The 11,122-nt window shown below is 64.3% G+C and carries 9 protein-coding genes, 1 tRNA gene and 1 pseudogene; 4 read left to right on the top strand and 7 right to left on the bottom strand.

Annotation, left to right across the window (positions count from 1 at the left end):
- Positions 1-169 precede the first annotated feature (169 nt).
- From N4J17_RS00755 to N4J17_RS00770, 4 genes are all read right to left on the bottom strand, one after another.
- A complete protein-coding gene (locus N4J17_RS00755; protein ID WP_198322403.1) occupies positions 170-484 on the bottom strand; it encodes a Rieske (2Fe-2S) protein in 315 nt (104 codons plus the stop codon).
- Positions 485-580: 96 nt separating this feature from the next.
- On the bottom strand, positions 581-2,095 hold the full coding sequence (locus N4J17_RS00760) for a protein adenylyltransferase SelO (protein ID WP_198322402.1): 1,515 nt from the start codon (positions 2,093-2,095) through the stop codon (positions 581-583).
- A 306-nt stretch (positions 2,096-2,401) separates the two neighbouring features.
- The gene (locus N4J17_RS00765; RefSeq protein WP_198322401.1) at positions 2,402-2,962 is read right to left on the bottom strand and encodes a methylated-DNA--[protein]-cysteine S-methyltransferase; all 561 of its coding nucleotides are present in this window, start codon (positions 2,960-2,962) and stop codon (positions 2,402-2,404) included.
- 30 nt (positions 2,963-2,992) lie between these two features.
- Positions 2,993-3,445, bottom strand: coding sequence for a CBS domain-containing protein (locus N4J17_RS00770; protein ID WP_198322400.1), 453 nt, complete (start codon positions 3,443-3,445; stop codon positions 2,993-2,995).
- A gap of 579 nt (positions 3,446-4,024) precedes the next feature.
- On the opposite strand from N4J17_RS00770, the gene N4J17_RS00775 reads away from it, so the two are divergent.
- The gene (locus tag N4J17_RS00775; RefSeq protein ID WP_232470351.1) at positions 4,025-4,555 is read left to right on the top strand and encodes a DUF29 domain-containing protein; all 531 of its coding nucleotides are present in this window, start codon (positions 4,025-4,027) and stop codon (positions 4,553-4,555) included.
- Positions 4,556-4,805: 250 nt separating this feature from the next.
- Here the strand turns inward: N4J17_RS00775 and N4J17_RS00780 are convergent.
- Positions 4,806-4,881, bottom strand: a tRNA-Thr gene (locus N4J17_RS00780).
- A 91-nt stretch (positions 4,882-4,972) separates the two neighbouring features.
- Positions 4,973-5,350 carry a cupin domain-containing protein gene (locus N4J17_RS00785; RefSeq protein WP_198322399.1) on the bottom strand — a complete coding sequence of 126 codons (378 nt, stop codon included), beginning with the start codon at positions 5,348-5,350 and terminating at the stop codon, positions 4,973-4,975.
- Between the two features lie 220 nt (positions 5,351-5,570).
- Here N4J17_RS00785 and N4J17_RS00790 point away from each other — a divergent pair, with 220 nt between their 5' ends.
- From N4J17_RS00790 to mutS, 3 genes and pseudogenes are all read left to right on the top strand, one after another.
- The gene (locus N4J17_RS00790; protein WP_198322398.1) at positions 5,571-5,984 is read left to right on the top strand and encodes a hypothetical protein; all 414 of its coding nucleotides are present in this window, start codon (positions 5,571-5,573) and stop codon (positions 5,982-5,984) included.
- 32 nt (positions 5,985-6,016) lie between these two features.
- A pseudogene (locus tag N4J17_RS00795) lies at positions 6,017-7,177 on the top strand (IS256 family transposase).
- 563 nt (positions 7,178-7,740) lie between these two features.
- Positions 7,741-10,305 (top strand): DNA mismatch repair protein MutS, encoded by a 2,565-nt coding sequence (gene mutS, locus N4J17_RS00800; RefSeq protein WP_198323856.1) that lies wholly within the window; start codon positions 7,741-7,743, stop codon positions 10,303-10,305.
- 46 nt (positions 10,306-10,351) lie between these two features.
- On the opposite strand, the gene N4J17_RS00805 is transcribed toward mutS, so the two are convergent.
- A complete protein-coding gene (locus tag N4J17_RS00805) occupies positions 10,352-11,101 on the bottom strand; it encodes a DsbC family protein (RefSeq protein WP_198323857.1) in 750 nt (249 codons plus the stop codon).
- Positions 11,102-11,122: the final 21 nt, after the last annotated feature.

The following is an 11,122-nucleotide window of genomic DNA, read 5'->3' on the forward strand; positions in this document are numbered from 1 at the left end:
TCTGCCCTGCCCGCGCTGCGGCACTGCCAAACCGGAAACCATGCCGACCGAGACGTCTGCCAAGGTACCGGCTTTGGCACAGTGCCGCGCCCCAAACCGGGCGATTGCTGTGTATTCTGTTCCTACGGTTCGGTGAAATCGCCGCCGATACAGGACCTGGGGTTGCGGCTCAGACACCTGACACGTCCACTTGCACCATGCCGTTCTCGATCCGCATCGGATATTCCTTCATGCACCAGCCGGCGGGCTGCAGGCACTGGCCGCTACGGCCGTCGAAAACCCAGCCGTGGGCGATGCAGTAAAGAATCCGGCCGTTGAAGTCCCCACGCCCCAGCGACACCCCCTCGTGGGGACAACGGGCATCGTAAGCGTTCGGCACCCCGCCGTCGGGCCACAGGATGACGATTTCCTTCTTGCCCACGGTCAAGGGCACCAGCTCGCCCTCGCCGAGCAGACTTTGTTTACAGACGTCTTCGAAAGCCACGGGCGTTTCCTCTTTGCACGGTTTGGTCAGAAATTCTGGCTGAGCCGACATCCGTAGGGGGCAGCGGTACCTTGGTTGGCTGCGCGGCCCCGACTCTCACGAGGAGCAGCTCACCTCGATGTTGCGCATGTAGTCCGGCGGCTCGGCGGCATAGGCTTCCATGCCGGGCTGCTCGTCGTAGGGCCGGCGCAGCAGCTCGGCCAGCCTGGCGATCTCGGAATAGTCTCCCAGCATGGCGTTGTCGATGGCGATCTGCGCCAGATGATTGCGCAGCACGTATTTCGGATTCACCCGGTTCATGCGCCTGGCCCTCGCTTCGTCATCGGTATTCTGCTCGCCGCGCAGCCTGGCCCGGTAGTCTGCCGCCCAGGCATCGAAGGCCTTGATGTCGGCGAACTCCTCCCGCACCCCCCTGGCGGGCGCGTCGCTGCCGGCGCGGATCCGGGCGAGCAGCCGGAAGCTGCGGGTGAAATCACCCCGGCCTCTTTGCAGCAGCCCCAGAAATTCCTCGATCAGTCTGGCATCGGTTTCGCGGAACTCCCGGAGACCCAGCTTGTCGGCCCAGCCGCGCATCACCGACCGGTGATAGACGGACGTATAGCGCCGCAGCAAGTCCGGGCCGATTTCCGCCGCCTGCTCCGGATCGTCTGATAAGAGTGGCGACACCGCCTGCAACAAGCGCTCGCAATTCCAGCGACCAATCTCGGGCTGAGCATGGTAGGCATAACGCCCTTCGTAATCGGAATGGTTGCAGACGTGGTACCAGCGGAATCGGTCCATGAAGCCGAACGGGCCGTAATCCAGAGTCAGACCAAGCACCGAGAAGTTGTCGGTGTTCATCACCCCGTGGCAGAAGCCCAGCAACTGCCATTGCGCGATGAGGCGGGCGGTGCGTTCGACCACCTCGCCCAGCCAGGCGGCATAGCGGTCCGGGCGGCCTTGCAGATGCGGGAAGTGCTCGGCGATCACGTGATCCGCCAGCTTGGCCATCGGTTCCATCTGTCCCCGCCCGGCGAAGTATTCGAACTGGCCGAAGCGCACGAAACTGGCGGCGGCGCGGCAGACCACGGCGGCGCTCTCCACGGTTTCCCGCACCACCGCTTGCGGCGATGCCACCAGGCTCAAACAGCGGGTGGTCGGGACTCCCAAGGCGTGCATGGCCTCCGACGCCAAGTATTCCCGGATCGACGAACGCAGCACAGCGCGACCGTCCAGCCCGCGCGAATAGGGCGTCGGCCCCGCGCCCTTGAGCTGCAGCTCCACCCGCTCCTTGGCCGGCGTGCGCACTTCCGCGATCAGCAGGGCGCGGCCGTCGCCCAACTGTGGCACCCAAGCGCCGAACTGATGGCCGGCATAGACGGAAGCCGAAGACGCGTATCCCGGCCAGGGCCGGTTGCCGGCCAGGATTTCGAGGCATTGGGTCACTATCTCCGGGCCGAAACCCAGTTCACCGGCCAGCGCGGCATTGAAGTGCACCATCCTAGGTTCCGGCAAGGGCGTGGCCGTGACCGGCTGGTGGAATGGTCTTCCCAGCCGCGCATAGACAGGACAAAGCGGCAGATCGGCCAGACCAGCCGGCGCGGGGAGTGCTCTTGGCATCACGGTGGACATACGCTCAGTCCTCCGCGCTGGCGGGAGACACTGCGTCATCCGCCCGGGCAGGGCAATCATGGTACGCATCGGGAGCGGTGACCGGCGCCCGGTGGAAATCCGGGCAGGCGTCCCAAGCGGTTGCAGCCATGCTCATCGTCTATTCGCTTCCGGATAAGGGTGGAGGGATTTCCTTATCCTAAGCAATTCGCACGCCAACGAGAGCTAACGATAACTAATTGATTTAGTGCGTAAATCGGAAGGAGAACTTGTCTCGAACCGGACAAAAAGCCGACCCGGCGCAGCCGGCTGGCTCGTCCTCCCTGCTCATACGACGACGCCTTCGAGCTGCAGCATTCGGGCCTTGGTGGCGACGCCGCCATGCGCGGAAAATCCGCCGAGCTTCCCGCCCGCCCCCAGAATCCGGTGGCAGGGAATGATAAGGGGGATGGGGTTACGTCCGAGCGCCTGGCCGACCGCACGGGCGGCGGCAGGGCGGTTCAAGGCGCGGGCCAGTTCGCCGTAAGTGCGGACCTGACCGGCGGGGACATCCCGCGCGGCCAAGTAGACGGCCCTGGCGAACGGGCCCGCGCCCTCCGGTTCCACCGGAACCATGCTGAAGTCCTGGAGATCACCCCGGAAGTGCCGCCGGACCCTCTCGATCACCTCCGCGATCGCCGGTGGCGGCACCGCCGGCGATCGCCCACACCGCCGGGCCATGGCCGCACCGGTTTCTGCCGCCGTCGCCTCGGGAAGCTGGAACAGGGTGACCACCGGCGCCTCGTCTTTTCCCTCGACCGCGCGCCAGGCGATCCCGCAGACACCGAAACCGGTATCGAACAGGCAATGGCCCTGGGACCCTGCGTATGTCAGCCTGGGGTTACGCATACTGTCTCGTGTCCTTCAGGCGGCTCTCCTTCAAGCGCCGCGCCTCTGCTCCTCCTTTCCCTTTTCCCGCACCAGCAGCTTAGCCAGTTCCCCCAGTTCGGCGGAAAGGATTTCCAGATAGTCGTCGGCGCTGATGATACCCGCCAGCAGCCCCCGCTCATCGACCACGGGAATGCGCCGCACGCCATTCACACGCATGCGCTGCAGCGTCTCCCAAAAGCCGTCCTGTTCGCGCACCGTGACAAGCTCGAAACTCATGATGTCGCCGACCGTTACGGCCTCGGGGGCGACTTCTTCCGCCAAAATCTCGACCACCAGATCCCGGTCGGTCAGGATGCCGAGGGGTTTGCAACCGCCCTCCGCCTCTTCCACCACCACCACGCTGCCGACATGATGCTCACGCATCACCTTGGCGGCCTCCACGATCGTATCGTCCTTGTTGACGATGACGGTATCCCGAATGCAGAACTGACCGATGGACATACTTGCTCCTCGCTGAGTCGCTGTAGTGAAACTGCCTGAAAAAAGAGGAGGCAAACGCCCCTTTCCGAAACCGATTGTCGGCGATTCCCATCCGAAGGAGCAACCGTCGGATTCGGAAAAAGATACGGCACGCATCCTGCATCCATGCCGTCATGCCGGACACCCGGACAGACAACCGAAGGTACGATATGGACTCAGTCAAAACAGCACCTTACATCATCAGCCGACCGGAAAGCGAGGGCGCATCGCCCGTTGATGATGCGGCAAATGGCCCTTCAAGCGTTCCCGGAAGCACCTTTTGCGCCGGCCAGGATCTGTCGCGAATCATCCAGGATTCGCTGTCCGACCTGACCGAAGCGATCAGCCCGGTACCGCCGGCCACCGGAACGGCCAAGCCGGCCGACCCCGCCAGGCGACACCCCCGACGGCGGAGCCGGTGAAGCCGCCCCGCAGTTTGCTTCGCCCAAGCCGCACCACCGCGTGGCGAAGGCGAAACGCCCGTCACCGCTGCCGCAAAGGGTGCGTGGGCAGCCTATCACAGGTCTCCGCGATTTATGCCCGGCTGGACCTAGCCCCGGTATGCCAGTCCGTGGCCTCCGCCACGGCGGCGATGTTTGCCGCCGGCGGCTTCGAGGAGCCGGCGCAAATCATCGCCATTCGACGGAAGGTAAGCCCATCAACGCACGGCTTCATGATGAAGACTTCCATACCTGGACCGGCACTCAAGCCGGCCTGCTGCGGCAAGGGCGACGTGCTGAACTGGACACGGCGCAATTGCTCGAGGCGCTTGAAGCGAGGGGCGCACGGGAGCGGCGCGAACTGGCAAACGGGCTGACCGTGCTGCTGGCGCACCTGCTGGAATGGACCCGCCAGCCCGACTGGCGCGGTAACGGTTGGTGGCGGACGATCCAGATTCAGCGGAGCGACGCGGCGGACGTTTTGGACGACAACCACGGCTTGCGGCCGGAGCCGGGGGCGATCTTCGGCAAAGCCTACGCCAAGCCCCGGCTGCCGGCAGCCAACCAAGCCGGCCTCGGCGAACGCGCCTTTCCGGCCAATCCGCCTTGCAGCGTCGACCAGGTCATGAGTCCGGGTTACCGGCCGGAATGACCGAGTGAGGATGAACCATCGGAACCCCCATCACCATAGAGCCCGGTAAGCGGGCGGAAGCGCTTGCATCCGGGGGGTGCGCGAGTGAGCGTGCCCGTCGTGTAGGGTTGCACATGACCGCGGCACCCGCCCCGAAGAATATGGCCGTGAGTTCCACGGTATCAGCTTGTGGAGAGGAAGACTCTCCGGTCGCTGGTGCCAGACGGCGGTGAAAAAAAGCACCTTGCTTTCGCATAAGTGCTTGATTCATTGGAGCCGGTGATAGGATTTGAACCTACGACCCGCACATTACGAATGTGCTGCTCTACCGACTGAGCTACACCGGCTTCGTCCGCTGGGAGGCGCATTATAGGCGCAGAAGCCAGCCGACACAACCAGGACAGGACCGGAAGCATCCCGCTGCAAGGCTCATCGGCGTTACCGGACCTCGGCATCGAGGTCTTCGTAGGCCGCCGGCGTGAATCTCGGCGTGCAGATGGCGAGAAATACCAGGTCGCCGGCGCCCGTGTTGGCGATACGCTGGGATACACCCGGCGGTATGAGCACCGCGTCCCCCGGCCCGACCGCCGAAGGCGCCAGCCCTTCGATTTCGACCCGGCCTTGCCCCTCCAGGATCAGGTAGCGCTCCGTAGTGTCGCGGAGTCGGTGCAGCCGGGTGGTGACGCCGGGTTCGACGCGGGCGCGGGCGACGGAAACCTCGGCATCGGCGGCGGAATTCCACCATTCGGTGATATAGCAGCGTTCGTCGAAATAGTATTCGCGCGCAGATCGGTGATGGATACCTGCCTGAGTCATGACAGTTGCTCTCAGCGTGAAACGAAGCGAAGCATTGCTTTACCCCTCCCCCGGAAGGCGGCGCCGCAGACCATCGCGGGTTCCCGCCCCCCGCAGGAAGAAGACCACATTGTAGCAGGCGGGGTCGTCTCTACTGCCCGGTTACGGAGGACTCCAGACGATACCACGCCTCCAGCACCAGCCGGCGCGTGCGGTATTCGCCGAAGGCGCGGATTTCGTTGTGCTTGAGCATCCGGAAGGTTTCGGAAGGATAGTCCCCGCCCATCACCTCGGCCGGATCGAGGATGTAGCGCAGCTCGTCGCGGGTCAGGCCGTAGAGGCGGGCGTAGGAGGCGTCCAGCTCGGCGCGCAGTATGGCACGGCGCTCCGTGTCCCAGGCGAAGGGTGGGCCGGCGTGGCCGAGGTCGGCCGCCCAGGGCTGAAGGTCGTGGGCTGTGTAGCTCAGTTCCAGAACGCGGGGAACGATGTAGGCGAGATCGGCGGCGGTGTAGCGGTCGGGCGGAAAAATCGGGAACTGCTAGTTGTGTATCGTTCTTTCTGTAAATTCCAGTTTGCCCGTTGCTTGCTGGGCGGGGAGCGCAGGCGCATAGCGCCGGAGGTTCCCGCCCAGCAGGCGGCGCGATGGCGAGTCTGACGCCATGACTTCGAGAAAGGAGTGTATCCCTCATGGCGATGCGAGTCGAAACGAACCCTCTGGAGGCAGCCTATGCGGTATTGCTCGAGCACGGGCTGGATGGCGCGGGCGAGGCCTTGCGCATCCTCGTCAATGAAGCGGCCAAGATCGAGCGGGCCGAGTTCCTGGGCGCCGCACCCTACGAGCGCACGGCAACCCGGCGTGATTATGCCAATGGTTTCAAGCCCAAGACCCTGCTCACCCGCCTGGGTGAAGTGACCTTTGAGGTGCCGCAAGTGCGTTCCGGCGACTTTTACCCCGCTGCCCTGGAGAAGGGGACGCGCACCGATCAGGCGGTCCATCTCGCTCTGGCCGAGTGTATGTCCAGGGCATCTCCACCCGCCACGTCATCGACCTCCTGCAACGCCTGCTCGGCCCCGAGATTGCCCTCTCCAGCGCCCAGGTCAGCCGTGCCGCCCAAAAGCTCGACGAGGGACTCAAAGCTTGGCGTGAGCGGCCCTTGGGCGAGACGCCCTACCTCTTCTTGGATGCCCGCTACGAGAAGGTGAGGCTCAAGGGCAGGATCGTCGATTGCGCCGTGCTCATCGCGGTGGGGATCAAGGCATCAAACAAGCGCCGGGTGCTGGGCTGTGACATTGCCACCGCGGAGGCCGAGACAAAAAAGCGGCGCTTTCTGGAAAGCCTCCTGGCTCGTGGCCTGAAAGGGGTCAGGCTCATCGTCGCCGACGATCACGCCGGCTCAAGGCTGCCCGCCGGGCGGTATTGCCCGCGGCGCCCTGGCAGCGCTGCCAGTTCCATCCGCAGCAGAATGCCGGCCAGTTCGTCACCCCCAGGAGGCGAAGAAAACGGTGGCCGCCCAGATGCGCGCCCTCTTCAATGCCCCGGACAAGATGGAAGCCGGGCGGCTGCTCAAGGCCGCCTTGGAAGCCTGGCGCAAGGAACGCCCCAAGCTCGCCCACTGGGCCGAGGAGTCCATTCCCGAGAGCCTCACGGTGTTCGACTTCCCGGCGGTGCACCGCATCCGGCTGCGCACCCCATGGCCTGGAGCGCTATCCGCCGGGAATTGCGACGACGCACCTGCGTGGCGAGCATCTTCCCGAATGCTGCATCCTGCCTGCGCCTGGTCTCGGCTCTGCTTGCCGAACTCGATGATGAGTCAGACCCACAAGGTCTATCTCAACCTCAACCCGTAACCCCGGCGTCATGACACCCGCCACGAAAATTTACAGAAAAGGGGTTGCACAATCCTCAAAATTCGGGTTGACCTGGATGAGAGGGGCTGGCCAGTATCTTTGCGACTGGTATTCCGACTCGACATACTTTCCGATATCCGGCGCCTTGATGCGGGTGAAGCTGCATGTGAAAGTCGAATAGTCGGCGACCAGTTTTTTCCTGAATTCGAAGACGTTCATTCTCGATTTGTTTCAGCGGTTTCGAGCCCAAGAAGTTTACCAGTCTTCGTAGATGTCAAGGCTAGGATTCCCCGGCCGCTTTACGATCGCCCTTGGGCTCACCCTTCCGACCGACCGCGCTGGAGGGGGGGCCGATTGCCGGGCTCGACTGCTCATACGCCGGCCCCATTCCAAAACCGTGACCTTTTCCTCGATGTCGCACTTCAGGCCAGAGCCTACAACCCCGATTGCGGGTCCCAAAGAATCGCCGGCGAGGCTGAAACCAGCCATGACCTTATGATTCGGTTAGAATCCCCGGTTTGGCTCTACTCCAAGGCGCTTTGCCCCGCCGGAAGTTCCATCCGATGAACGATCTATCCGACTTGTCCCGACACACGCCGATGATGCAGCAGTATCTGCGCATCAAGGCGGAGCATCCGGACCGGCTGCTGTTTTACCGGATGGGCGATTTCTATGAATTGTTCTTCGAAGACGCTCGGCGGGCAGCAAAGCTGCTGGATCTGACCCTCACCAGCCGGGGCGAATCAGGCGGCGAACGCATCGCCATGGCGGGCATTCCTTACCATGCAGTCGACGGCTATCTGGCGCGCCTCATCCGGCTGGGCGAGTCGGTGGCTATCTGCGAGCAGGTTGGCGATCCGGCCACATCGAAAGGGCCGGTGGAGCGCAAGGTGGTGCGGATCGTGACACCCGGCACGGTGACCGACGAGGCGCTGCTGGAAGAGCGCCGCGACAACCTGCTGGCGGCGGTCGCCCGCGATGGCTCCGTGTTCGGGCTGGCGGTGCTGGATCTGTCCGGCGGGCGTTTCACTCTGCAACAGCCGGAGTCGGCGGCGCAGCTTCTGAACGAGCTGGATCGGTTGAATCCGGCCGAGCTCCTGGTCAGCGAGGACGAACCGCTGGCGGAGGAGCTGGCCGGACGGCAGAGCCTGACCCGGCGCCCCCCCTGGCATTTCGACCCGGAGAGCGGCCGCCGCCAGTTGCTGAACCAGTTCGGCACCCAAGACCTGGCGGGCTTTGGCTGCGAGCATCTGAGCCTGGCGCAGGGCGCCGCCGGCTGTCTGCTGCAATACCTGCGCGACACCCAACGCAGCGCCCTGCCTCACATCCGCAGCATCCGTGCCGAGACCGGCTCGGACTACATCGGCCTGGACGCCGCCAGCCGGCGCAATCTGGAGCTGGACTGGCATCCTTCCGGCCGCACCGAGTTCACCCTGCTGGGCCTGCTGGACCGCACCGGATCGGCGATGGGGGGGAGGCTACTGCGGCGTTGGCTGCATCAGCCTTTGCGCGACCGGACGAGCCTACGGCTGCGCCAGCAAGCGATCGGCGAGCTGCTGGCGGACCGCCGCTTCGAAGCTCTGCATGAGCTGTTGCGTGGCGTGGGCGACGTCGAGCGGATCGCCGCCCGGATCGCTCTGAAATCGGCCAGACCTCGCGATCTTTCCACATTGCGCCAGACTCTCAGGACCCTGCCCGCCGTGCAGGCCAGCCTTGACGGCACCGACAGCGCACTGCTGGATGAACTGAGGCGGCGCCTCGTCGACCAGCCCGAGCTGAGCGACCTGCTGCGGAGAGCCATCGTCGATGACCCACCGCTGCTGATCCGCGACGGCGGTGTGATCGCCGAGGGCTACCACGCCGGGCTCGATGAACTGCGCCTCCTGAGTGAAAACGCCGACCGGTTCCTGGTCGATCTGGAGGAGAAGGAGCGTGAGCGCACCGGCCTCGGCACTCTCAAGGTCGGTTACAACCGCGTGCAGGGCTTCTACATCGAACTGCCGCGGAGTCAGGCCGACCGGGCGCCGGCGCACTACACTCGGCGTCAGACGCTGAAAAACGCCGAGCGCTACGTCACACTGGAGTTGAAAGCCTTCGAGGACAAAGTGTTGAGCGCCCGCGAAAAAGCGCTCTCCTGCGAAAAAGCCCTCTACGAGGAATTACTGGAAACGCTTGCGACCTGGCTGCCCGCGCTGCAAGACTGCGCGGCGGGGCTGGCCGAACTGGACGTGTTGGCGACTCTGGCGGAGCGCGCCGAGCGGCTGAACTGGGTGGCGCCGCGACTGGCGGACGCCCCGGGCATCCGCATCGTCGGTGGACGCCATCCCGTGGTCGAGCAGGTCGGCGGCACACCGTTCGTGCCCAATGACCTGGCATTCGGTCCGGACCGGCGCATGCTGGTCATCACCGGCCCAAACATGGGCGGCAAATCGACCTACATGCGGCAGGCCGCGATCATCGTGCTGATGGCTCACATCGGGAGCCATGTCCCGGCGGCGGAAGCCGAAATCGGCCCGATCGACCGCATCTACACCCGTATCGGTGCTTCCGACGACCTGGCCGGTGGCCGTTCCACCTTCATGGTGGAAATGACCGAGACCGCCAACATCCTGCACAACGCCACGGCGGAAAGCCTGGTTCTGATGGACGAAATCGGCCGGGGCACCAGCACCTTCGACGGGCTTTCGCTGGCCTGGGCCTGTGCCGAGCACCTCGCGCGGGAAACCCGCGCCTACACGCTGTTCGCCACCCATTATTTCGAACTGACGGCATTGGCCGAGGAATGCGAGGGCGTCGGCAACGTACACCTGGACGCCGTGGAGCACGGCGACAAGGTGGTGTTCCTGCATACGGTCCGGGAAGGGCCGGCGAGCCAGAGCTATGGGCTGCAGGTAGCCGCGCTGGCGGGGGTTCCGCAGACGGTGATCGACAATGCGCGGCGGAAACTGGAGCAGCTCGAACGGCAGGCGCGTTCGGCCCATCAGCAAGCAGCGCCGGTGGCCCAGCTCGATTTGTTCCTGCCCCCGGAGCCGCACCCGGTGGTGCAACGGCTCGAGTCCCTGGACGTCGATGGCCTGAGCCCGCGCGAGGCCCTGAATCTGCTGTTCGAGTTGAAGCAGTCGCTGTGAGAACGGACCGGCGGCGGACGTATCCCCGTCCCGTCGGGGCAGAGGCTCAGGGCGTCCTCGCCTGCCTGCCGCCCTCGTCCTTTTCATGCTTGAGCATGCGGGCAAGCTGCTCGGCCGGAACGTAGCCCGGCAACACGTTGCCGCCACCGGTGACGATCATCGGCGTGCCCTGGGCACCGATGGCCGTTCCCAGCGCCATCTGCTCCTGCACGGGATTATCGCAGGATTTTTCTTCCACTTTCTCGCCCTTCTTGGCTTTGGTCAAAGCCGCATTGCGGTCCTTGGAACACCAAACACTGACCGCCTTGTCCCAGGACTCCGAGCCTTCCCCCGCCCGCGGGAAGAACAGGTAACGGATCTCGATGCCTTCCTTGAGATAGCTGTCCATCTCCGAATGGAGTTTGCGGCAGTAGCCGCAATCGATGTCGGTGAACACGTAGGCTACGTACTTGCCGATCTTCGGCTTGAACACGATCATGTTCTTTTCGCCCAGCTTTTCCAGCGCCCCGATCCGCGCCGTGGCGAGTTTGGGTTCGGTCAGGTCTTCCCGGTTCTTGAGATCGATCAGCGAGCCCTGGAAAAGGTATTTGCCGTCGTCGGACACATAGAACAGCTTGGGACCGACGATGACCTCGGAAATGCCGACCAGCGGCGACGGTTTGATGGAATCGGGCTTCACCCCGGGCAATGCCTGCCCGATCGCGTCCTCCACGGCTTTGGTATCCGCCATGACGGATGCGACGGGCACGGCCAGGAGCGCGACCACGGACAGCACGGAACGGAACGCTGGTTTCATCAGGGAATACCTCGGGATGGG

The organism is Methylococcus capsulatus (assembly GCF_036864975.1).
In the GTDB taxonomy this organism is placed as follows: Bacteria; Pseudomonadota; Gammaproteobacteria; order Methylococcales; family Methylococcaceae; genus Methylococcus.